This window comes from Roseburia hominis A2-183 (assembly GCF_000225345.1).
Classification (GTDB): Bacteria; Bacillota; Clostridia; order Lachnospirales; family Lachnospiraceae; genus Roseburia; species Roseburia hominis.
On the sequence record NC_015977.1, the window covers coordinates 1,818,958 to 1,841,708 of the forward strand.

Annotated in this window: 20 protein-coding genes; 3 read left to right on the forward strand and 17 right to left on the reverse strand. The window is 49.8% G+C overall.

Annotation, left to right across the window (positions count from 1 at the left end):
• Positions 1–122 precede the first annotated feature (122 nt).
• Positions 123–1,232: a ribonuclease H-like domain-containing protein gene (locus tag RHOM_RS08155; RefSeq protein ID WP_044024928.1), complete on the forward strand. Its 1,110-nt coding sequence runs from the start codon at positions 123–125 to the stop codon at positions 1,230–1,232.
• A 125-nt stretch (positions 1,233–1,357) separates the two neighbouring features.
• Here the strand turns inward: RHOM_RS08155 and RHOM_RS08160 are convergent, their stop codons facing one another.
• The 6 genes from RHOM_RS08160 to RHOM_RS08185 form a co-directional block, all read right to left on the reverse strand.
• Positions 1,358–2,140 (reverse strand): CheR family methyltransferase, encoded by a 783-nt coding sequence (locus tag RHOM_RS08160; protein ID WP_014079826.1) that lies wholly within the window; start codon positions 2,138–2,140, stop codon positions 1,358–1,360.
• Positions 2,141–2,246: 106 nt separating this feature from the next.
• Entirely contained in the window at positions 2,247–3,365 is a 1,119-nt protein-coding gene (rpsA, locus tag RHOM_RS08165; protein ID WP_014079827.1) for a 30S ribosomal protein S1, read from the reverse strand.
• Positions 3,346–4,197, reverse strand: coding sequence for a 4-hydroxy-3-methylbut-2-enyl diphosphate reductase (gene ispH / locus RHOM_RS08170; RefSeq protein ID WP_014079828.1), 852 nt, complete (start codon positions 4,195–4,197; stop codon positions 3,346–3,348). The genes rpsA and ispH overlap by 20 nt, the downstream gene beginning before the upstream one ends.
• 5 nt (positions 4,198–4,202) lie before the next feature.
• Entirely contained in the window at positions 4,203–4,865 is a 663-nt protein-coding gene (gene cmk / locus RHOM_RS08175) for a (d)CMP kinase (protein ID WP_014079829.1), read from the reverse strand.
• Positions 4,866–4,883: 18 nt separating this feature from the next.
• Positions 4,884–6,113: a BaiN/RdsA family NAD(P)/FAD-dependent oxidoreductase gene (locus tag RHOM_RS08180; RefSeq protein ID WP_014079830.1), complete on the reverse strand. Its 1,230-nt coding sequence runs from the start codon at positions 6,111–6,113 to the stop codon at positions 4,884–4,886.
• Positions 6,106–7,038, reverse strand: coding sequence for a MurR/RpiR family transcriptional regulator (locus RHOM_RS08185; protein WP_014079831.1), 933 nt, complete (start codon positions 7,036–7,038; stop codon positions 6,106–6,108). The genes RHOM_RS08180 and RHOM_RS08185 overlap by 8 nt, the downstream gene beginning before the upstream one ends.
• 161 nt (positions 7,039–7,199) lie before the next feature.
• Between RHOM_RS08185 and RHOM_RS08190 the strand changes: the two genes are divergently transcribed.
• The gene (locus RHOM_RS08190; protein ID WP_014079832.1) at positions 7,200–7,682 is read left to right on the forward strand and encodes a superoxide dismutase family protein; all 483 of its coding nucleotides are present in this window, start codon (positions 7,200–7,202) and stop codon (positions 7,680–7,682) included.
• 63 nt (positions 7,683–7,745) lie between these two features.
• On the opposite strand, the gene RHOM_RS08195 is transcribed toward RHOM_RS08190, so the two are convergent.
• The 8 genes from RHOM_RS08195 to RHOM_RS08230 all read right to left on the reverse strand — a co-directional run bounded on the left by RHOM_RS08195 (position 7,746) and on the right by RHOM_RS08230 (position 16,414).
• Positions 7,746–9,164: an oxaloacetate decarboxylase subunit alpha gene (locus RHOM_RS08195; protein WP_014079833.1), complete on the reverse strand. Its 1,419-nt coding sequence runs from the start codon at positions 9,162–9,164 to the stop codon at positions 7,746–7,748.
• A 65-nt stretch (positions 9,165–9,229) separates the two neighbouring features.
• Positions 9,230–10,378 carry a sodium ion-translocating decarboxylase subunit beta gene (locus RHOM_RS08200; protein ID WP_014079834.1) on the reverse strand — a complete coding sequence of 383 codons (1,149 nt, stop codon included), beginning with the start codon at positions 10,376–10,378 and terminating at the stop codon, positions 9,230–9,232.
• Between the two features lie 15 nt (positions 10,379–10,393).
• Positions 10,394–10,759, reverse strand: a complete 366-nt coding sequence (locus tag RHOM_RS08205) for a biotin/lipoyl-containing protein (protein WP_014079835.1) — start codon at positions 10,757–10,759, stop codon at positions 10,394–10,396.
• Positions 10,760–10,800: 41 nt separating this feature from the next.
• Positions 10,801–11,526: an OadG family transporter subunit gene (locus RHOM_RS08210; protein WP_014079836.1), complete on the reverse strand. Its 726-nt coding sequence runs from the start codon at positions 11,524–11,526 to the stop codon at positions 10,801–10,803.
• Between the two features lie 13 nt (positions 11,527–11,539).
• Positions 11,540–12,976, reverse strand: coding sequence for an acyl-CoA carboxylase subunit beta (locus RHOM_RS08215; RefSeq protein WP_014079837.1), 1,437 nt, complete (start codon positions 12,974–12,976; stop codon positions 11,540–11,542).
• A 185-nt stretch (positions 12,977–13,161) separates the two neighbouring features.
• Complete coding sequence (locus RHOM_RS08220; protein WP_278654004.1) at positions 13,162–14,337, reverse strand: D-alanyl-D-alanine carboxypeptidase family protein; 1,176 nt, start codon at positions 14,335–14,337, stop codon at positions 13,162–13,164.
• Between the two features lie 741 nt (positions 14,338–15,078).
• The gene (gene scpB / locus RHOM_RS08225; RefSeq protein WP_014079839.1) at positions 15,079–15,648 is read right to left on the reverse strand and encodes an SMC-Scp complex subunit ScpB; all 570 of its coding nucleotides are present in this window, start codon (positions 15,646–15,648) and stop codon (positions 15,079–15,081) included.
• A gap of 16 nt (positions 15,649–15,664) precedes the next feature.
• Entirely contained in the window at positions 15,665–16,414 is a 750-nt protein-coding gene (locus tag RHOM_RS08230; protein WP_014079840.1) for a segregation and condensation protein A, read from the reverse strand.
• A 245-nt stretch (positions 16,415–16,659) separates the two neighbouring features.
• On the opposite strand from RHOM_RS08230, the gene RHOM_RS08235 reads away from it, so the two are divergent.
• Positions 16,660–17,820 carry a D-alanyl-D-alanine carboxypeptidase family protein gene (locus RHOM_RS08235; protein ID WP_014079841.1) on the forward strand — a complete coding sequence of 387 codons (1,161 nt, stop codon included), beginning with the start codon at positions 16,660–16,662 and terminating at the stop codon, positions 17,818–17,820.
• A gap of 10 nt (positions 17,821–17,830) precedes the next feature.
• On the opposite strand, the gene cls is transcribed toward RHOM_RS08235, so the two are convergent.
• The 3 genes from cls to RHOM_RS08250 all read right to left on the reverse strand — a co-directional run bounded on the left by cls (position 17,831) and on the right by RHOM_RS08250 (position 22,604).
• Positions 17,831–19,366, reverse strand: coding sequence for a cardiolipin synthase (cls, locus tag RHOM_RS08240; protein ID WP_014079842.1), 1,536 nt, complete (start codon positions 19,364–19,366; stop codon positions 17,831–17,833).
• A 151-nt stretch (positions 19,367–19,517) separates the two neighbouring features.
• Positions 19,518–20,426 (reverse strand): S8 family peptidase, encoded by a 909-nt coding sequence (locus RHOM_RS08245; RefSeq protein ID WP_014079843.1) that lies wholly within the window; start codon positions 20,424–20,426, stop codon positions 19,518–19,520.
• Between the two features lie 84 nt (positions 20,427–20,510).
• Complete coding sequence (locus RHOM_RS08250; RefSeq protein WP_014079844.1) at positions 20,511–22,604, reverse strand: polyribonucleotide nucleotidyltransferase; 2,094 nt, start codon at positions 22,602–22,604, stop codon at positions 20,511–20,513.
• Positions 22,605–22,751 lie beyond the last annotated feature (147 nt).

Below are 22,751 nucleotides of genomic sequence, written 5' to 3' on the forward strand. Positions count from 1 at the left end.
CCGGAGCGTACATTGCTATTTGCCGCGAACGCCCGCGAGTCCGGGAAATCTATGCCTTTCCAGACCTGCACAGCGGCAAAATTGGAACTCTTACCCTAATATTACATACAGAGGATTTTCAGATGATAACCTGGCATGAAGAACTGACTTTTGATTTTTCAGACCCCGTTTCCAACGAGGTATTTACAGAAAACTGCATTTTTTTTGATATTGAGACAACCGGCTTCTCGCCGGCGCGCACGGATCTCTACCTGATCGGCTGCGCCACAAGGCGCGACAGTCTTTTGTGCATCGACCAGTTCTTTTCCGAGAACGCCGCCGATCAGAAAAATGTCCTTTCCGCCTTTCTGGAGCTCTTGTCCGGCTATGATACCATTCTGACGTTCAACGGTATCGGCTTCGACATTCCATACCTGAAGGCGAAATGCAAGGCGCTGCACCTTTCCGATCCGTTTGATGCGCACAGTTATATCGATCTTTATAAGGAAGTCTCACGTTTCAAATTTCTGTTTGCCCTGACCAGCTACAAGCAGAAATCCATCGAACTGTTTCTCGGGATTGACCGCATCGACGCCTACTCCGGCGGCGAGCTGATCGAAGTCTACAAAGAGTACGTGCGGCATCCCGCAAAGGATTCCCTTGCACTGCTGAAACAGCACAACTATGAGGACGTTCTCTATATGCCGAAGCTTCTGCCCGTCCTCTCCTACCCAAAACTCTGGGAACAGGCATTTTCTCTGCAGTCACTCCAGGCGTCCGAGTACCGGTCGATGGACGGTGCCTCCGGCAACAAGGAGCTGTTTTTTACACTGGCGCTGCAGTACCCCGTTCCCAAACCGGTCTCCTTCTCCTACGATGACTGTTATCTCTCCATGAGCGGAAGTACCGCCCGGCTGCGTGTACGTCTCTTCGAGGGAGAACTGCGCTTCTTTTATGACGGCAGTCCCAAAGATTACTACTATCTCCCTGCGGAGGATATCGCAGTTCACAAGAGTATTGCATCCGCCGTCGACAAAGAACACCGCGTGCAGGCGAACGCTTCCAACTGCTACGGCAAAAAATATGCCATCTTTCTTCCGCAGTATGACGCCATGTTTTCCCCGGTGTTCCGTGAACAGCCGCGCGGCAGGAAATGCTATTTTGAATTATCCGCGGACTTTGCCGCCGATCCCGCTATGCAGATGGACTATGTTCTGCATCTGTTAGAAACCATGCGTTCCCACCGCAAATAAACACATGGCAGAAAGCCCTGATATAATTACCACCAAAAACGGCAGGAAAGAATCTGGCATATACTGCACAGCTTCTTTCCTGCCGCTTTTTTGCTTTATAGAAAAATGCGTCCTCTGATATAACCTTACGCCTTCTCAAAGAAAAAGGACTTGTCTCTCTCAAATCCGATCTCCCGGTAATTCATGATCTGCTCCGTGCTTCCGATGAAAAGCACGCCGCCTGTTGCAAGCGCCTTATAAAACTTCGCATAAATCTCGTCCTTTGCCTCCTCGGTAAAATAGATCACAACGTTCCGGCACACAATCAGATTGCATCCGCCTGGATACGGATCTTTTAAAAGATCATGCTCCTTGAATTCCACACGTTTCTTGATCTCATCCGAGATCTGATACGAATTGCCGACCTTGGTAAAATACTTCTTCTTCAAATCATCCGGCACACTCGCGATACTCTTCTCATTGTAGAGTCCCATCCGCGCCGTATCGATCACCTGCTTGTCAATGTCGGTCGCAATCACCTTGATGTTTGCAAGCGGCAGGTGTCTGGACAATGCCATTACCAGCGAATACGGCTCATCTCCGGTCGAGCAGGCAGCACTCCAGATTTTCAGATTCTTGCCAAACTTCTGAATCAGCTTCGGGAACACCTCATTCTCCAGAATCTTCCACTGATCCGGATTGCGGTAAAACTCCGACACATTGATGGTCAGGAAATTGATAAACTGTTCAAACTTCTCTTTGTCCTTCTTGATCAGCGCCACATACTCATCATATGTCGCAATATGATTCTTCGTAATCAGCGTGTTGATTCTGCGCCGCATCTGCTTTTCCTTATAAGAATTCAGATCAATCTTTGCAAGCGCTAAAATATCCTTTTTAAACTTTTCATAATTGTCCGTTTCCAGCATATTTTATCCCTCGACTCTCTTTGTTATCTACAGGATGCAAATACAGAAATAGGCTTCCACCAACGTGCAAGCCTATCTGTAACTCTGCAATCATCGAAATCAGAGATTACTCCTCTTCCTTTGCAACCGCATCAATATCTACATCTGCAACATCTGCATCCGCATCTTCTTCCGGTGCGAGCAGTGCCTTCATAGATAAACTGATCTTCTTCTCTTCCTCGTTGAAATCAACGATCTTTGCCTCGATCTCCTGTCCAACTTTTAATACGTCGGACGGCTTCTCTACATGCTCCTTGGAAATCTGGGATACATGAAGGAGTGCATCCACACCCGGTGCAAGCTCAACAAATGCGCCGAAGTCTGTCATTCTTGCAACTTTGCCCTTTACAACGTTGCCGATTGCGAACTTCTCTGCTGCGCCGTTCCACGGATTCTCTGCCGGGAACTTCATGCTGAGTGCAATCTTATTCTCATTGATATCTTTGATGAATACGCGAACCTGATCGCCTACCTTGAATACCTTCTTTGGGCTCTCTACTCTGCCCCAGGACATCTCGGAAATATGAAGCAGACCGTCTGCTCCGCCAAGATCAATAAACGCACCGAAATCTGTTACATTCTTAACTGTTCCCTCTAATACATCACCGATCTTGATTCTTGCGAACAGTTCTTTCTGCTGCTCTAACTTCTTAGCAACCAGAAGCTGCTTTCTGTCGCCGATGATTCTTCTTCTCTTCGGATTGAACTCGCTGATAACGAACTCGATCTCCTGATCCTTGTATTTGGAAAGATCCTTCTCGTAGGTATCTGATACAAGACTTGCCGGAATAAATACTCTTGTCTCATCTACGTTTACGCATAATCCTCCATCCAGTACCTGTGCAACCTTAGCGGTCAGCACTTCCTTGTTCTCAAATGCTTCCTCTAATCTCTTGCTTCCCTTCTCGGCAGCCAGACGCTTGTATGTCAGTAATACCTGACCCTCACCGTCATTTACCTTTAAAACCTTTGCTTCCATGGTGTCGCCGACGGATACCAATGTGGTAAGGTCTACGTTTGCTTCGTTTGTGTATTCATTACGAGTAATGATTCCGTCTGCCTTGTAGCCGATATTCAGAACGATCTCATCAGGTTTCACATCGATAACGGTACCCTCAACTACCTCTCCATTTCTTATTGTTTTAAATGATTCTTCCAGCATTTGTTCAAAGCTCATTTCTGACATTCTTTTGAACCTCCTCAATAATATTGTTTGGGGTAGAAGCCCCTGCGGTAATACCTACGTTATCGACAGACCTGACTTCGGCAAGGTCAAGATCCTTTACAGTTTGTATATAGTAAGTATTTTTGCATTCGTTTTTACATATTTCAAATAGCTTCTGCGTGTTGGAACTGTTCCTGCCACCGATCACAATCATGGCATCCACCTGCTCCGCGATTGCCCGGGCTTCCGTCTGACGTTCCTCCGTAGCATTGCAGATTGTATTTAAAACAATTATATCATAACCTTTTTCTTTTATAATTTCAACTAATTCTTGAAATTTATTGTAATTAAATGTCGTTTGTGATACAATACATACCTTTTTCCCATGGGAAGCATCGTATTTTTCGGCCTCTTCGCGGGTTCCGATCACGCGCGTATCCTCTGCATTCGACCAGCTTTTGATGCCTTTCACCTCCGGGTGGCTGGCATTCCCGACGATCACAATGTGACAGTCCTCCCCACTGTAGCGCTCCACCAGCCGGTGAATCTTTAACACAAACGGGCAGGTCGCGTCCACGATGGAAAAGCCGAGCGTCTGTATTTTCTCGCAGACACCTCTCTCCACGCCGTGTGCCCGGATGATTACCGTCCCCTGCGGCTTCCCCGCAAGTTCGTCCACATCGTTTACCACGACGACGCCCTTTTCCTCCAGATCACGCACCACTTCTTCATTGTGGATGATCGGTCCGAACGTGTAGAGCGGTTCTTTTTCCAAAATCCGTTCATATACCGTATCCACGGCACGTTTTACCCCGAAGCAGAAGCCCGCGCTCTTTGCCAAGATTACATTCATATTCTCTATACCCTCGCATAAATCTGATAGATTGCGTCCACCACTTCGTCGATGTTCATCTCGGAGCTGTCCACTAACACCGCATCCTTGGCCTGCTTTAACGGCGACGTCTCCCGGTGCATATCGCGGTAATCGCGGTCTTCAATATCTTTCTCGATCTCTTCCAGATTGCACTGGGTTCCCTTGGCGGTCAGTTCATCATATCTGCGCTTTGCGCGCGTTGCAACGCTTGCCGTGAGATATATTTTTACCTGCGCATCCGGAAGCACACAGGTGCCGATATCCCTTCCGTCCATGATGACGTCCGTCTTTGTCGCAAGCTGCCGCTGCAGTTCCACAAGCTTTGTGCGCACAACCGGATAGACACTGGTCGCTGATGCCATATTGCCGACTTCCTCCGTCCGAATGACGCCGTTTACATTCTCTCCGTTTAAGAGCACCTGCTGTTCGCCGTTCTCATACACAATCGTCACGTCAACCTTCGGGCAGGCTGCCGCAATCGCCTGCTCATCATCTGGTGCAATGCCGTTCTGTAAAAAATAGTATGCCATCGCACGGTACATTGCTCCCGTATCCACATAGACAAACGCCAGCTTTTTCGCCAGTTTTTTCGCAATTGTGCTCTTCCCGGCGCCTGCCGGTCCGTCAATCGCAATATTCATACTCATCTCTTCTTCTCTCCTCTTCTATTCGATACTCTCACCCGCCAGATGCCCGGTCGACCAGGCAATCTGCAGATTAAATCCGCCGGTCATCGCATCCAGATCCAATAGTTCCCCGCAGAAATACAATCCCGGCACAAGCTTTGATTCCATCGTGGAAGGGTTCACTTCCTTTACGCTGACACCCCCGCGTGTGATGATCGCTTCATTGAAATCTCTGACACCGCAGAGCGTCAGCGGAAACGCCTTGATCAGATGCACAAATCCCATCCGCTCCTCTCTCGTGATCTCGTTGACCTTCTTCTCCGGATCAATCGCTCCGGCTTCTAACATCACCGGAATCATCTTCGCCGGGAACAGATGCACGACGGCGTTTTTAAACTGCTTATTCTTTGCCTCCTCGAATTCACGCAGAAGTCTCGCATCCAGCTGTTCCTCCGTGAGTGCCGGCTTTAAGTCGATCTCCATCGCCAGTTCCTTCTCCACGCGGCCCGGCTTGATTGCCGCACTGGCGCTTAAAATCAGCGGTCCGCTTACCCCGAAATGGGTAAAGAGCATCTCGCCGAATTCGTCATACAACAGCTTTTTTCCGTCCCGGATGCGCACCTGCACATTTTTCAGCGCCAGCCCCTGCATCCTCGCCGCGCAGGTCTCCTTCACGTAGAACGGAACCAGTGACGGCGTAATCTGTGTCACCGTATGTCCGAGTTCCCTCGCAAAACGGTAGCCGTCTCCGGTCGAACCGGTCGTCTGATAAGAAAATCCTCCGGTTGCAAGAATCACGCGCTCTGCTTCAAGAACGCTTCCGTCGGCAAGCTTCACGCCGCGCACCGCGCCTTCCCCGGTGAGGATCTGCCGCACTTCCGCATGAAGCTGCACCATAACACCCGTGCGCTTTAGTACCCGCTGTAGCGTGGCGATCACATCCGAAGAATGATCCGATACCGGGAATACACGGTTGCCGCGCTCTACCTTCGTCGCCAGACCATTCTCCTCAAAAAAATCAATCACTCTCTGATTGTCATAATCGTAAAAAGCGCTGTACAAAAACTTTGGGTTCGTCATCACATTGGCAAACAGGGTGTCCATATCCCCCGCATTCGTGATGTTGCACCGCCCTTTGCCGGTGATGTAGAGCTTTTTCCCAAGCTTTTCATTTTTCTCGAGCAAAACGACCTCATGTCCCCGCTCCGCCGCCGCAATGGCAGCAAACATTCCCGCCGGCCCGCCGCCGACTACGATCACCTTACTCATACAGTTCCGCATCTCCTACTTTTCCATACCGCATCTTGATGGAATCATCGATATAATTGATCTCATCGTTCTCGTAAACCTGGTATTCGTCCCAGATATCCTCTAACATCTCAAGCGTTTTCGCCACCTCGTTCTGCTTTTTCATGCAGAGCGCCACAATCAGCGCATTGATCACCGACAGCGGGGCAACCAGGGAATCCACAATGGAAGCCATATCGCTGTCCGCAATCAGATTGCAGGAAGAATAGAGGTTCATCGGGGAATGTACGCTGTCGGTGAGTGTGATTACCTTTGCGCTCCGGTTATTCGCAAATTCCATCGCCTTTAAAGTACGCATGGAATAACGCGGAAAACTGATTCCGATGATCACATCCTCCTTGCCGATGCGCACCATCTGTTCAAAAATCTCGCTCGAACTGCTTGTCTGAATCAGATGAACGTTCGGAAACATTAGGGTAAAATAAAAAGCCATGAAGCTGGCAAGCGGCGCACAGCTCCGGATTCCGATGATATAGATATGTTTGGCGTGCAGGATCGTGTCAACCGCGAGTTCAAATGCATTCTGATCAATCTTTTCCAGTGTGGAATGGATCTTGTCCGCGTCGGATTTCAGCACCGTCTCCAGAATCTTCGACTGGCTGATCCTGCCGTAAGTAACCTCCATGCGCTGAATGGAGTTCAGCTTATTGCGCACCAGTTCCTCCAGCGCACTCTGGAATTCCGGATAGCCCTTATATCCCAGATGTGTCGCAAAGCGTACCACCGTGGACTCGCTCACGCCCACAACCTCACCCAGCTTTGCGGCGGTCAGAAATACCGCCTTGTCATAATTGTCCGTAATGTAGGTTGCCAGCCGTTTCTGTCCCTTGCTCAGCTTACTGTAAGCATCATTGATGCGGTTACTCAGGTCATTTGTATTGCTCATGCTTCTCCTCACTTCTGCGGAATTGTGATCCGCTCAATGTTTTTATTATATCAAATACATGGTGTTTTGCAAGAAATTATGCATGGAACTTTCCTTACATGCAGCGCATTTTTCTGCCGCTGCATATAATAAACCAACGACACTCTTCCATTGAGGCAGCTATGCGCGATATCACACCAGCAACCAATTTTATTCATACACTGATGCAGTCTCCGCCGGATGCATCCGCCTGGATTGCCGGCGGCAACAATTTTCCTTCCATCTCCGGGCTTGCCCGGTTCTATGCCACAGAATACGAAGGAACTCTCGTGGAGGTTGAAGTCTTCGGTCTTCCGAACGTCGCGGCTCCCGGCTCCAGTAATTTTTACGGCATGCACATCCACGAAAACGGCGTATGCGTCTCCCCGTTTACCAGTGCCGGTGCCCATTACAGCCGTACGCCGGCCAAACACCCGAATCACAGCGGCGACATGCCTCCGCTTCTGGGCAACCAGGGTTATGCCTGGATGGCATTTTATGACAAGCGTTTTACGATTCCGGAAATTATCGGAAAATCCCTCATCATTCACCGGATGCCGGATAACTTTACAACGCAGCCCGCGGGCGACTCCGGCGAACGGATTGCCTGCGGTGTGATAAAATAGCAAAAAAGGCAGCAAAAAAAGCAGGTGACTGCTCACCCGCTTTTTGTTATAACTGTTTTTTGATTATACCGGATATGCTCCGTTCTTGGTATCTGCGACGCTTGCATCGACCTTCTTCTGCTGTGCCTCACGGTACTTGAAGAATTCGGTTGCAACCTGCGGGAACAGTGCGTAGGACAGTACATCCTCATCCTGCTGCTTCCACTGCTTCATCTCAGCCTCGATCTTATCCAGCTCCGGCTCAAGCAGATCTGCCGGACGGCAGGTAATGGCGTTCTTCTTCTCCTCGCCAAGTACCTTGTCTACGATCTCCGGGTTGAACGGTTTTACAGTCTGACCGTACTTTCCAAGCAGTACGTCTTTGGTCTCCTTGGTTGCCACTTTGTAGCGCTCTCCCATCAGTACGTTGAACACAGCCTGTGTACCAACGATCTGTGAGGACGGTGTAACAAGTGGCGGCTCACCGAGGTCTTTACGCACACGCGGAACCTCTGCAAGAACCTCCTCGAACTTGTCTTCCTTGCCCTGCTCTTTTAACTGAGACAGAAGGTTGGATAACATACCACCCGGTACCTGATATAACAGAGTCTTGATGTTAACGCCGAGAACCTTCGGGTTCATCAGACCGCTCTCTAACGCTTCCTCACGCATCGGACGGAAGTAGTCAGCGATCTCAGCTAACAGGTTCTGATCCAGACCGGTATCGAACTCTGTGCCCTTGAATGCCTCTACCATAACCTCGGTTGCCGGCTGGCTGGTTCCCATGGAGAACGGAGACATTGCTGTATCGATAATGTCACAGCCTGCCTCAACCGCCTTCATGTATGTCATGGAAGCGACACCGGAAGTATAGTGTGTATGGAGTTCGATCGGAAGGTTGGTTGCAGACTTTAATGCCTGAATCAGCTCGGTTGCCTTCGTCGGAACCAAAAGACCTGCCATATCCTTGATACATAAGGAATCAGCACCCATATCCTCTACTTTCTTCGCCATCTCCATCCAGTAATCCAGAGTGTAGGCATCGCCAAGTGTATAGGATAATGCGACCTGTGCATGTCCTTTCTCTTTGTTACATGCGGTAACGGCTGTCTGCAGGTTGCGGACATCGTTTAAGCAGTCGAAAATACGAATGATATCAATACCGTTTGCGATCGATTTCTGTACGAAATACTCTACCACATCATCCGCATACGGACGATATCCTAAGATGTTCTGTCCACGAAACAGCATCTGAAGCTTGGTGTTCTTAAATCCGTCTCTTAACTTGCGGAGACGATCCCACGGATCTTCTTTCAGGAAACGAAGGCATGCATCGAAGGTAGCACCGCCCCAGCACTCAACCGCATTGTATCCGACCTTATCCATCTTGTCTACGATCGGAAGCATCTGCTCGGTTGTCATTCTTGTCGCAATCAGGGACTGGTGCGCATCACGCAGCACCGTCTCTGTTATTTTTAAAGGTTTTTTAACAACTTCTGACATTTTTTCCTCCTTATCAGCGGATACTTTGATACCGCTATCCGTCTATGACGGCATTTGCTCTTTCACTAAATTCCGAAAATTGCCATGAATACACCGGCTGCTACTGCAGTACCGATAACGCCGGCAACGTTCGGTCCCATCGCATGCATCAGCAGGAAGTTCGTCGGGTCTTCCTCTGCACCGACTTTCTGGGATACACGGGCTGCCATAGGAACGGCAGATACACCGGCAGATCCGATCAGAGGATTGATCTTGCCCTTTGTGAGGAAGCATAACAGCTTACCAAACAGGACACCGGCTGCTGTACCGAACATAAATGCAATCAGTCCAAGTGCAACGATCTTTAATGTCGTTGTATTTAAGAATGCCTCCGCACTCGTAGATGCACCTACGGAAGTACCGAGCAGGATAACTACGATGTACATCAATGCGTTGGATGCGGTATCGGTCAGCTGGCGGACCACACCGCTCTCGCGGAACAGGTTACCGAGCATCAGCATACCAACCAGCGGCGCTGTCGTCGGAAGAATCGTACATACAACCACCGTAACCACGATCGGGAAGAGAATCTTCTCCAGCTTGGAAACCGGTCTTAAGTTCTCCATCTTAATGGCACGCTCTTTTTTGGTTGTAAACAGCTTCATAATTGGCGGCTGGATGATCGGCACAAGTGCCATATAGGAATATGCCGCCACAGCGATCGGTCCCATCAGTCCCGACTGTCCTAACTTTCCGGCAAGGAAAATGGAGGTCGGTCCGTCGGCTCCACCGATAATGGAAACAGCAGCTGCTGCCTTATCATTAAAGCCCATCATGATTGCAAGGAAGTACGCTCCGAAAATACCGAACTGAGCTGCAGCTCCAAGCAGGAAACTGATCGGGTTTGCGATCAGCGGTCCGAAATCTGTCATAGCACCGACTCCAAGGAAAATCAGAGACGGTAAGATTGACCACTCGTCTAACACATAAAAGTAGTGGAATAAACCACCTACACCATTGCTCATCTGCTCCGGGTCTGCAAAAATATCCGGATAGATATTTACAAGCAGCATACCGAATGCAATCGGAACAAGAAGCAATGGCTCAAACCCCTTCGCAATAGCCAGATACAGGAAAAAGCATGCGACAATGATCATCACAAAATTTCCCCAGGTAAGGTTAAAGAAAGCGGTCTGATGCAGGAGGTTCCCCATTGTCTCACTAAAATAGCTCATTGTCTTCCTCCTAAATTAGTTTAATGTTGCAAGTAATGCGCCCGCTTCTACCATATCTCCAACACTTACGTTGATACTTGCTACCGTACCGTCCTGCGTTGCAACGACCGGAGTCTCCATCTTCATGATCTCAAGAACCATGATGCTGTCTCCCTTCTTAACGGCATCACCGACAGACTTCTCAAGTTTGAATACCTTTCCTGCTGCGCCTGCCTCGATCTTAACGCTGCCTGCGCCTGCAGCAGCAGCCGGCTTTGCTGCAGGTGCTGCCGCCGGTGCTGCTGCACGTCTCGGTGCTGCTGCCGGTGCGCTCACTGCGCCGTTCTCTTCTACGGTTACATCATATACATTGCCGTTTACTGTAATTGTATAGCTTTTCATTGAAATATCCTCCTAATATGATTTCTTTTCATTTATACGAATTAGCGTCTGCGGATCGATCTCACAACGAAAGAATCCGCGGATGCACCGGTGCTTGCCGCAACCGCTGCGGAAATAACTGCCACAAGTTCAAGATCATCGGTAAGCTGCTCTTCACGCTGTCCGATCTGCTCTACCACAGCGCCTGCCTCTGCCTCGTTCTTCTTGCCCTTGCCGGCCGCCTTGTTCTGTATTACAGAGATAAAGCGGAAACAGTAAATAATAAGGCTGATCAGGATCAGAACCACGAATACGGTTCCCATTCCCATCAGGGTATTTAACGCAGCCTTCTCCATCTTCTCACCCAGCGTGTATACCTTGTCCGCGGATGCATCAGTAAGCTCCGGCTGCTCGGTCTCGTAATTGTATGTATAGATGTAAGAAACGATGACTTCACGATTCTGATACTCTACATACTGATCTACTGTTAAGGTTTTCTGTGCCTTTGTGATATTGAATTCTCCAAGTCCCTGATATGCGCCGACATCACTTGTCGCCTCATCCCAGCTCTCGACAAGTTTCATTGCCGTATCGCTGCCGTAGGACTGGATATAGGTTCTGTTGTCGTCCGTAAGACCAACCAGCGCGGAAACTTCCTGTTCCATGCTGCTCTGCAGTTCATCGTAAGTCATTCCGAAATAGTCAACCGTTGTCGGATCTGTTCCGCATGCTGCAAGTCCCAGAGCCATAAAGCAAAGACAAAGTATAAGAGATAATTTTTTCTTCATAAACTTCACCTTTCTATTTTGTTCCATGTTTCTTGTCCGGTGTATATGCACACTTTGTGTATAACAGTTCAAACGCATCTACCAGATACTTTCTCGTATCTGCCGGATCAACGATCAGATCCACATAGCCTCTTCTGGCTGCTGTCATAACGCTGCCCTGCAGTGCATCATATTCCTTTGCCTTCTCTGCAAGCTCATCCGCAGATGCATCCGCGTACATGATCTTTACTGCAAGATCCGCATCCATCATGCCGACCTTTGCGTCCGGCCATGCATATACGAAATCCGCACCGATAGACTTGGAATTCATAGCAACATAAGCGGTACCGTATGCCTCTCCCGTGATCAGGTTCACCTTCGGACATGTAGCTCCCGCAAATGCGGAGGTCAGATGAGCAAGTGCCTTTGCAAGACGCTTTTCAGAGCACTTGCATGCCTTGTAGCCCTTGACATTTGTCAGAGTCAGTACCGGGATCTCGAATGCGTCGCAGAAAGATACGAACTCTGCTGCCTTCTCACATCCCTTTGCGGAAAGAACATTGTCAAACTTCTCGCTCTCTTTGCCCTCTTCGTCGTATACCGTTGTGCAGTTTGCAACTGCGCCGACCGTCATACCGTTTAACTTGATAAATCCGGTCACCATGTCTCTGGCATAGCCTGCCTTTGTCTCGAAGAATGTATGGCTGTCCGAAATCTCACTGAGAAGATATCTCGGATCACCCTTCATGGCATCCATGCTCTCGCATGCACGGTTCAGGTCATCCGCACACTCGTCTGTGTAGACATCTCCCTCGTTGTTGAGCGGAAGCATGCCGACCAGCTCACGGATGTCTGCAAGGATCTCATCCTCTGTTCCCGTCGCGTCGATGCAGCCGTTCTCATCTGCCTGGAATGCCGCAGATGATGTGTCGCACTTCTCGATGCGGTTTCCGTCAATTGCGTTCGGAGAATTCACAAACATCTTTCCTTTGGATTCTTCGATAAAAGCAAAATCAGAAAGTGCCGGTACCACTGCCAGTCCACCGCCGCAGCTGCCGAATACGGCTGAAATCTGCGGAACCACGCCGGATGCTGCAACTTCTTTTGCATAGATCAGTCCGAAGCCGTCAAGCGCATCTACAGACTCCTGTAAACGGACTCCCGCGCAATCGATAAAGCCGATCACCGGTGCTCCCATCTTCATCGCCATGTCATACACTGCAGCGATCTTCTTCGCATGCATCTCGCCGATTGTTCCGTTTAAAACAGAAGCGTCCTGGCTGTAAATGAACACCAGATTGCCGTCAATCAGGCCGTGTCCTGTGATGACTCCGTCGGAAGGAGTATCCGTTGCTGCAAGATTAAAATCTGTGCTTCTTGCGGTTACGAGAGAACCGATCTCAATGAAACTGTTCTCGTCGACTAACCTGGTGATGCGCTGCATAGCCAGGCTATCATTGCTACTATTCATTCTTTTTGCCCTCCATCTATAAATTGTTGTCCACATCCATTTGGGATGCGGCTTCATAGTGAATGATGTAAATCCATGCGTCTTTGTATAAAAATTCAACAAATTACGCTATGTTAAATTATAATTGCTTTTCTGCAATATTTCAAGTAAATTGTTAATTTTTTGACGCTTTTTGTTTGTGTTTTTTATTCGATCCAGAGAAGCCGAAGCACCTGCCCCAGACACCACGGATAATCGATCTTTCCGATTGTCTCCCCGGCTACCACACATCGCTCCGCAAGCGTCTCCTCCCCCAGCATATAACGAATCTTCCCGATGTAATCTCCGCTCTTCACCGGTGCATACAGCCGGTCTGCAATCTCATACCTAAGCGTAACCTCACTGCTTAGCGGCGCCAGGATACTCTCCTCCCCTGCATAGTTCCTGACAACCAGTTTTAAATACACCGTTTCGCCGATTTTTCCGCCCTGTCCGTCCCGCACCTCTATGGGCGCAAGCTCCGCTTCGTCCGGCTCAATCTGCAGCAGGTCGATCTTTTTGAACTGCTCCAATCCGTAATTCATGAGTTTTCTGGTGTCGGACCACTTATAGGTCTTGTTGTTCGGCCATCCACAGGCGAGCAGCGCCACGATCAGCGTTTTGTCCTCCCGCTGCAGCGCTCCGACATAGCAGTATCCGGCGGTTCCGGTAAATCCCGTTTTTCCGGAAAGCGCCCCTTCCATCATCTGCAAAAATGCATTGTGGTTCGTGCACTGGTACGTGCATTTCCCCTCTGCATCAGAAAAAGAATACTGCGCCGTCCGTGTAATCTCGAGAAATTCGTCGCTTTTTAACGATTCCTTAATACAATATTTCATAATCTTAGCAAGGTCTGCCGCCGTCGTGTGATGAAACCCGGCATCATCCTTCGCATCCAGTCCGTTCGGTGTAATAAAGTAGCTGTCCTCACAGCCGAGTTCCTCTGCCTTCGCATTCATCAGCGCGGCAAATCCCTGCACCTCCCCCGCCGCAAATTCCGCGATGGCCACCGCACAGTCATTGTAGGATTCCAGCATCAGACCATATAAAAGATCCCTCAGATAAAACTGTTGTCCCTCGTGCATCCCCAGATGTACCTTCGGCTGGGACGCCGCATTTTTTGACACCGTAACCACGCTCGCCGGATCACAGTTTTCCAGTGCCACGATACAGGTTAAAATCTTTGTCGTACTCGCATTCGCCATCGCTTCATGCCCGTTTTTCTCATAGAGAATTCTTCCGGAATCCGCATCCATCAAAACGGCAGATTTTGCGTACAGTTCCGACTCTGCCGGCACATCCTGCGCCCGGACACGCACAGGCGAAAAAATAAGCAAGCTCATACTTAACAATAGAGAAAGAAAGCGTCGATACATGCCATTCTCCCAAAATGACTTCACTGATGTATATGCGTCCCTCATTTTTTGCAGAACAGAAACGGTATGTAAAAAGGAACTGCCGCAATAAGCATATCGTGCTTTGATAAGTAATATTATTAGAAACACACTTGGGGATTTCATGTGGAAATGCAGATGGAATATTCGTTGGAGAAAAATGTGAGCATTTCTTCCGGCTGAATGTTTGCATCGGATTCCGTGTCTCTTCCACGTTTGGACAATCCGACGGGTGCATGTCCGGCACACCGGAGACAATGGGCGGACTTTCTGGTGTCCCTAAGGGCACCTCTTCGCAGACAATATAAAACCGCGCGAACCGAAACTCGCCGGCATCTGCTATTGAAAATAAGGCAGATGCCGACTCAGACATCGGCTTCGCGCGGTTATGTTTTGCTTAGAGGTGCCATAAGGGACACACACAAAAGTCCTACAAATTGTCTTCCGGGATGCGGACATGACCCGCGGAGTGCTCCAAACTTGGAAAGACACGGATCATCGAAGATGCAAACATCCGGTTGGTTAGAAATGCCACATTTTTTGAACCGAATTTCCACCTGCATTTCCATCTGAAATCCCACGGTGTGGTCTTCTGATAATATTACTTATCACCCAAAGCGGTCTATGCTTGTTGCGGCAATTCCTTATTATCCGTCTCTCACAGATTTGCACCAGGATTTCTTTTATGTTCTATATATCAAGCTTCATATGCATCTCGGCTTCCGCCTCCTGCTTAAATTCCTCCACCTGCACCGGATTTAATACCGGGAGTTCGTCGATTGACTGTACCCCAAAGCTTCGTAGGAACTCTTCCGTCGTTCCGAAGAGCAGCGGGCGCCCCGGTGCATCCAGTCTGCCAAGCTCGCATACCAGATTGTATTCCACCAGCTTGTTCACCGCGTGATCGCAGGAAACACCGCGGATCTTCTCGATCTCCACCTTGGTGATCGGCTGCTTATAGGCGATGATGGACAGCGTCTCCAGAAGAACATCCGTCAGGACATGGCGCTTTGGCTGTCTCGCAATCTTGATCAGATATTCGTACATCTCGCTTTTGGTGCACATCTGATACGCATCGTCCAGCTCAATAATCTTCACACCGATGGACGGATTCTCGTAGTGCTTCATCATCTTCTCAATGATCGCTTTTGTCTCTTTTTTATCCAGTTCTATGGCTGCGGCGATCTTGTCCAGCTCTACCGATTCTCCCATCGTAAAGAGGATCGCCTCAATGATCGCCTCGTAATTCTTTTCATTCATCCCGAAAACTCCAACTCTATGCCACAATCTTTGACTGAATCAGAATATCATCAAAGGTGTGTTCCTGTGATATAAATATCTTGCCTGTCTTCATCAGTTCCAGAATGGCGAGAAACGTGACAATGATCTCCATCTTGCCCGCCTGTGCCTCAAGGAGACTGCGGAAACTGAACCGGCTGTGCGTCAGGCAGTAATTCTCCAGATATGCCATCTTGTCCGAAAGCGATACCTCTTCCTTCTCAATCTTGCCGAACTTGGAACGGATCGGATCAATCTTGTCCACCTGCTTTTTCATGATGGACTTAAAAATCTCATTCAATCTGGCAAGCGTTACATCCGAGACGAGCTCCTCCATGTTGACCGGCTCCTCATACTCTGCCACCTCCGGCGGAATGGTCGGCTCCTTAAAAAGGACACGCTCCGCATCCATCTGGCGGTCACGCAGCTCGTATGCCATACATTTGTACATCTTGTACTCCAAAAGCTGCTGTACCAGTTCCGCACGCGGATCCTCTTCTTCCTCGTCCTCCGTCTCCGGAGCCGGAAGAAGCATGCGGGATTTGATGTCAATGAGTGTCGCCGCCATGACAAGAAATTCGCTTACCACATTCAGATCCTGACGCTTCATCTCTGCGATGTATTCCATATACTGATTCGTGATCTCCACAATCGGAATATCATAGATATTTACTTTATTCTTCTCGAGCAAGTGTAAAAGCAGATCTAAAGGTCCCTCAAATACCTGCAGTTTTACGGTCATTTCCATCTGATTCTCTTATCCTCTCCGGCGGCAGAACCTCTCTGCCACATCTTCAACGTATCAATTTTACATTGTTTCCTCGAAAAATTCAAGGTTTTTTCCTATATTTAGTATTTTCGCACAATCTTCTCTACTATAATTAGTGTTTCAAATGAGAGTTTCCCGCGGGATGCCAATTTCTTTTTGTGCACGCTGCATAATGTACAGGTTCTTCCTCTACAATAGTAACAAAAAGAATCCTGGAGAATACCTTGAAGCAGTTTCTTTCTTTTCTGTTATGCTGCACCCTCACTCTCTCTTCTCCCGTTCTTGCGGCGGAAAACAGCGAAGCCGACCTTTCCGTCTCGGCGCCGAGCGTTCTTCTGATGGAGGCGTCCACCGGAACTGTGGTCTACGAAAAAAACGCACATGAAATCCGGCATCCCGCAAGTATCACAAAAATCATGACCCTGATTCTCATTTTCGATGCCATAGAGCGCGGACAGATCTCCCTGACCGACACGGTGACCGTGTCGGAATACGCTGCAAGCATGGGCGGCTCACAGGTGTTCTTAGAGCCTGGGGAGACCCAGACCGTAGAGACCATGATCAAATGTATCAGCGTTGCGAGCGCCAACGATGCCTGCGTCGCCATGGCGGAATATCTCTGCGGTTCCGAATCCGAATTCGTCCGTCAGATGAACGAGCGTGCCAGAGGGCTCGGCATGAAAGACACCACCTTTGTCAACTGCTGTGGTCTCGATACGGAAGGGCACATGACAAGCGCCTACGACGTCGCCCTTATGTCCCGCGAACTCACCGTAAACCATCCCGAAATCCACAACTACTGCACCATCTGGATGGAAAACATCACCCATGTCACGGCAAAGGGAAGTTCGGAATTCGGTCTGACCAACACCAACAAACTCATCCGGCAGTATGAGTATGCCACCGGATTAAAGACCGGTTCCACCAGTCTCGCCAAATACTGCGTGTCTGCCACCGCAGAAAAAGACGGTCTGGAACTGATCGCCGTCGTCATGGCAGCGCCCGATTACAAAGTGCGCTTTGCAGATGCCACCACGCTTTTAAATTACGGATTCGGAAAATGCCGCCTGTACACGGATGAAAACACGGACGCTCTGCCCGATCTTCCTGTGACAAAGGGCACCGAAACCGCCGTCGGTCTCGCCTACGACTCTCCCTTCTCCTACCTGTCTGTAAAAGGCGAGGACCTCTCTGATGTAAAAAAAGAGCAGATTCTCCCCGAGACGGTCACGGCACCTGTCAGAAAGGGTGACGTGGCCGGCAGGGTTGTCTACTCCGCAGGCGGCAGGGAACTCGGCTCCGTGAATATCCGTTACACTGCGGATGTTCACGCCGCCTCATACCGCGATTATTTCAAGATGGCGCTTTTCTATCTTCTGACCTGACTTTTTTCTATTATAATAGCGGTGCCAGCAGGCGTAGCACACTCTGCAGAAGCCGTACCGGTACCGGCCGGTTTCTGCAGAACTCTGCCGTCATCTGCTCTGAGCACGCAAACGTATTCAGGCAGTCTTCCTTTACCTGTGCCACAACCGCGGAGCGGTAGAAGAAAACGCCGCACTCGAAATGCAGATATAGGCTGCGGAAGTCAAGATTCACGCTGCCCACCGTTGCGATCTCATCGTCACAGACAAAACATTTTGCGTGAATAAATCCCGGCGTGTACTGATAAATTTTTACCCCGCTTTGTATGAGCGGTGCATAGTAGGACTGCGTGAGCAGGAAAATCATCTTCTTGTCCGGAATCCCCGGCGTCACAATCCGCACGTCCACACCGTCCTTCGCCGCGTTGCAGAGCGCCGTCAGCATCTCATGGTCAATGATCAGATACGGTGTGAAGATATAGACGTAATTCTTTGCCCTGTTTATGATATTCAGGTAAATATTTTCGCCCACATTCTCATGATCCAGAGGGCTGTCACCGTACGGCTGCACGAACCCGTCATTCTCAAAGGGTGCTTTCTGATGCTGTGCCGGCATAAACCGGCTGTAATCTTCCGTGGAATGGACGATGTAATTCCACATGGACAAAAACATGCTGGTCAGACTCCAGACCGCCTCGCCCTCGATGCGCACGCCGGTGTCCTTCCAGTAGCCGAACCGTTTTACCTCATTGATATATTCATCTGCCAGATTGATCCCGCCCGTAAAACCGACCGCGCCGTCCACCACAAAAATCTTCCGGTGATCCCGGTTGTTCATGATTACCGAGAGCAGCGGCCGGAACGGATTAAAGGCAGCGCACTTGATGCCCTTTTTCTGAAGCTGCTTATAATACCGCGGCGGCAGTGTGCCGATGCAGCCGACATCATCGTAGATCAGGCGTACCTCCACGCCCTCTTTGACCTTTTTCTCCAGGATATCCTCGATCTGGTGGAACATATGTCCCTCCTCGATGATGAAATACTCCAGAAAAATAAAGTGTTCCGCGCTCTCCAACGCTGCAAGCATATCCGGGAACATCGCCTCCCCGCTCTCATAATACTTTGTGGCGGTATTCCGGTAGACCGGAAAATGTCCCCAGTCCGCAATATATTTTGACTGTCGTAAAACCGATGGATCCGCCTCCTGCAGCAGCCTGACCGCCTCCTCGTCTACCGGCATGCAGGCATCCACTTCCCGGTTCACGGCATCCATCTGTTCTCTGGTGTGCTTCGTCAGACCGGAGCGTCCAAACAGGAAATACAGCATGATTCCAAGGATCGGCGACAACAGAATCAGAAACGTCCAGGAAAGTTTATTCGCCGGATTCTCCCACTTGTTCGCAATCACAAGCACCAGAACAATCGCCGCAGCGCGGATTATCAGGTTCGCATAGGTAAACTGATAGCTGAATTTCCACAGCACCAGAAACAGCCAGCAGATCTGCAGCAATATCGAAACCCCGACAATTGTCAGTCTTCCCATCAGAAGGTGTGCAATCTTCTTCATAAGTCTCCTCCCTTTCAAAACCGTATTTTTTATCTTACGTTTTTTCATATAAAATGTCAACCGCCGGTCACGTCACCTCCCCTTCCCTTCCCTTCCCTTCCCTTCCTTTCCGTCTTGCAGCATTCTATTTTCTTCAGCCTCCCGCTCCTCTTCAGCCTCTCACCAGATGGTCGACATGAATCATTCCCCAGCATTTTCTGCCAAGCTGCTCTCCCCGCGGATACGCTCTCTCGTACAAGCGCAGCTTCATCTCCGCCGGCGACAGATACGGATACTTCTGAAATGCAAGCGCCAGTGCACCCGTGACAACCGGCGCCGCCATGGAAGTCCCGCTCTTTACCCGGTATCCGTTTTTTTCCCTGCCGCAGCTTTTAATCGCCGTGCCCGGAGCCAGGATTTCCGGCTTTACAATACAGCATGCCGTCGGACCGTTGCTGCTGTACCCCGTCTTAAGCCCCCGCTTCCCCGGCTCGCTCTTTCCGTCGTCACTGCTTCCAATCGTTACAATCTTTCTTGAGATTCCGGGAATGGTCACCGAATTTTCCTTAGGGCCGTTATTTCCGGCTGCCGCGACAACCATGATCCCCCTGTCCCAGAGATCGTCCACCGCGCTAAGAAGTTCCTGCTGTTCCCGCTCTCCCGCGCTTGGAAGCATTCCAACGGAAATATTCAACAGGCGGATCTGATATTCCTGCTGGTTCTTTGCAATCCACTCCATTCCCGCCAGAACATCCCTGGTATTTCCGTTCCCCTTGGCGTCTAGCACCTTTAACATCACGATATCCGCCTGCGGTGCAATGCCGTGGCAAACCGGCATCCCGTATTCTTTTCTCGATGCCTCGCCACTGCCCGCCACGATTCCGGACACATGTGTGCCGTGGCCGTTGTCGTCGTACAGTCCCGTCTTTCCTTCACAGAAATCTCCAAAATATCGGATCCTGTTCCCGAAATCCACATGCGGAACAATTCCGGTATCCATAATCGCCACGGTTACATTTTTCCCGCTCAAACCTGTTTTATATGCATAATCCGTATGGATGATTTTTCTGACCCGATTCATAAAAAATGCCTTTTCTTATAGCTTATGCAAAGCCATAGAAAAGGCACTTCATTTCTGTTATGCAATTACCGGTGCATGACTGCTTTATGCTTCCGCCGGAACATCTTTGATGGAGAAGCTGATTCTTCCCATCTTATCCTTGCCAAGGCATACCACCTTCACCTTATCGCCAAGGGTCAGTACATCCTCCACATGGTTGATGCGCTCCTTTGCGATCTTGCTGATGTGAACCATGCCTTCTTTACCCGGTGCAAACTCTAAGAATGCGCCGAACTCCTTGATGCTCACTACCGTTCCGGTAAGGATCTGTCCCTCCTTGAAATCGGTCGTGATAATCCGGATCATCTCGATGGCCTTATCCATCATCTCCGCTTCCGTACCGCATACGGATACGGAACCGTCATCTGTGATGTCGATCTTCACGCCGGTGCGGGCAATGATCTCATTGATCGTCTTGCCTCTCTGTCCAACCACATCGCCGATCTTCTCCGGATCAATCTGGATCTGGACAATCTTCGGTGCATACTCGCTCACCTGCTTGCGCGGCTCTGCGATTGCCTTGGACATTACCTCATCCATAATGTAGATTCTCGCCTCTCTTGTTCTTGCGATGGCTTCCTCTACGATCGGTCTGGTCAGACCATGAATCTTGATATCCATCTGGATGGCGGTGATACCCTTGTGCGTACCGGTTACCTTGAAGTCCATATCTCCGAAGAAGTCCTCGAGACCCTGGATATCTGTCAGAACAATGTAATCGTCATCGGTATCTCCGGTCACAAGACCGCAGGAAATACCTGCCACCATAGCCTTGAGCGGTACTCCGGCAGCCATTAAGGACATGCAGGACGCACAGGTCGACGCCATGGAAGTAGATCCGTTCGACTCGAATGTCTCGGACACTGCACGGATGGCATACGGGAATTCCTCCTCGGAAGGAAGCACTGCCATAAGTGCCTTCTCAGCGAGCGCACCGTGACCGATCTCACGGCGTCCCGGTCCGCGGGATACCTTGGTCTCGCCTACCGAATATGCCGGGAAATTGTACTGATGGATGTATCTCTTCGTCGTAATATTCTCATCCAGTCCGTCGATCTTCTGAACCTCGGAGAGCGGTGCAAGTGTCACCACATCGCAGATCTGTGTCTGTCCACGTGTAAACATCGCAGAGCCGTGTACTCTCGGGATCAGATCCACCTCTGCTGCCAGCGGACGGATCTGGTTGATGGCACGTCCATCCGGACGTTTATGATCCTTTAAGATCATCTTGCGGACAGTCTTCTTCTGATACTGGTAAACTGCCTCGCCCAGAACAGCAAGCCACTCCTCATTGTCTGCGAAAGCCTCTGCCAGCTTGTCCGTAATCTCGCGGATATTCTCCTCACGCTGCTGCTTCTCGTCTGTGAATACAGCCTCCTCCATCTGTGCCGGAGGAACCAGTTCCTTGATTGCCGCAAACATCTCATCCGGAATTGCGCAGCTTGTATACTCATGCTTCGGCTTGCCAACCTCTTCCACGATCTTATTGACAAACGCGATGATCGTCTGGTTTACATCATGGCACTTGTAGATCGCCTCGATCATCTTGTCCTCCGGGATCTCATTGGCGCCTGCCTCGATCATGATCACCTTCTCTGCTGTGGATGCCACGGTCAGCTGCAGATCACCCTTGTCCCACTCCTTCTGGGAAGGATTCACGATGAACTCTCCGTCCACCATACCCATCTGCGTCGTTGCACACGGACCTGCAAACGGGATATCGGAAATTGTGGTAACCAGTGCGGAACCAATCATGGCAACGATCTCCGGACGGCATGCCGGATCTACAGACATTACCATGTTGTTGATCGTCACGTCGTTGCGGTAATCCTTCGGGAATAACGGACGCATCGGGCGGTCGATCACGCGGGAGGTTAAGATTGCATTCTCGGATGCCTTACCCTCTCTCTTGTTGAATCCTCCCGGGATCTTGCCAACCGAATACATCTTCTCCTCGTATTCTACGGAAAGCGGGAAGAAATCAATGCCGTCACGCGGCTTGTCCGATGCCGTCACGGTAGAAAGCACGGTCGTCTCTCCATATTTTAATAAAGCTGCTCCATTTGCCTGTGCGCAGACTCTTCCGATATCAACGGTAAGTGTTCTGCCTGCAAGTTCCATCGAAAAACTTTTGTACATGCGAATTCTCCTTTTCTGATTCTCTTTCATTCTCTTCTTCGGTTCTGCCGGAAGGATCCCGCAAAATCACTCTGCAGAAGCACCGAAACTACTGAAATACATACACTGCACGTATCTATATTTCAGTGGTCTCGGGGATACGCTTCT

Coding starts and splice junctions, on each gene's coding strand:
- rpsA (WP_014079827.1), bottom strand. CDS start 3,365: ATGTCAGAAATGAGCTTTGAACAAATGCTGGAAGAATCATTTAAAACA.
- scpB (WP_014079839.1), bottom strand. CDS start 15,648: ATGAATGAAAAGAATTACGAGGCGATCATTGAGGCGATCCTCTTTACG.
- RHOM_RS08230 (WP_014079840.1), bottom strand. CDS start 16,414: ATGGAAATGACCGTAAAACTGCAGGTATTTGAGGGACCTTTAGATCTG.
- RHOM_RS08215 (WP_014079837.1), bottom strand. CDS start 12,976: ATGAATAGTAGCAATGATAGCCTGGCTATGCAGCGCATCACCAGGTTA.
- RHOM_RS08220 (WP_278654004.1), bottom strand. CDS start 14,337: ATGAGCTTGCTTATTTTTTCGCCTGTGCGTGTCCGGGCGCAGGATGTG.
- RHOM_RS08200 (WP_014079834.1), bottom strand. CDS start 10,378: ATGAGCTATTTTAGTGAGACAATGGGGAACCTCCTGCATCAGACCGCT.
- RHOM_RS08185 (WP_014079831.1), bottom strand. CDS start 7,038: ATGAGCAATACAAATGACCTGAGTAACCGCATCAATGATGCTTACAGT.
- RHOM_RS08210 (WP_014079836.1), bottom strand. CDS start 11,526: ATGAAGAAAAAATTATCTCTTATACTTTGTCTTTGCTTTATGGCTCTG.
- RHOM_RS08250 (WP_014079844.1), bottom strand. CDS start 22,604: ATGTACAAAAGTTTTTCGATGGAACTTGCAGGCAGAACACTTACCGTT.
- RHOM_RS08195 (WP_014079833.1), bottom strand. CDS start 9,164: ATGTCAGAAGTTGTTAAAAAACCTTTAAAAATAACAGAGACGGTGCTG.
- RHOM_RS08190 (WP_014079832.1), top strand. CDS start 7,200: ATGCGCGATATCACACCAGCAACCAATTTTATTCATACACTGATGCAG.
- RHOM_RS08155 (WP_044024928.1), top strand. CDS start 123: ATGATAACCTGGCATGAAGAACTGACTTTTGATTTTTCAGACCCCGTT.
- RHOM_RS08180 (WP_014079830.1), bottom strand. CDS start 6,113: ATGAGTAAGGTGATCGTAGTCGGCGGCGGGCCGGCGGGAATGTTTGCT.
- cls (WP_014079842.1), bottom strand. CDS start 19,366: ATGAAGAAGATTGCACACCTTCTGATGGGAAGACTGACAATTGTCGGG.
- ispH (WP_014079828.1), bottom strand. CDS start 4,197: ATGAATGTAATCTTGGCAAAGAGCGCGGGCTTCTGCTTCGGGGTAAAA.
- RHOM_RS08245 (WP_014079843.1), bottom strand. CDS start 20,426: ATGAATCGGGTCAGAAAAATCATCCATACGGATTATGCATATAAAACA.
- RHOM_RS08160 (WP_014079826.1), bottom strand. CDS start 2,140: ATGCTGGAAACGGACAATTATGAAAAGTTTAAAAAGGATATTTTAGCG.
- RHOM_RS08205 (WP_014079835.1), bottom strand. CDS start 10,759: ATGAAAAGCTATACAATTACAGTAAACGGCAATGTATATGATGTAACC.
- cmk (WP_014079829.1), bottom strand. CDS start 4,865: ATGAGTATGAATATTGCGATTGACGGACCGGCAGGCGCCGGGAAGAGC.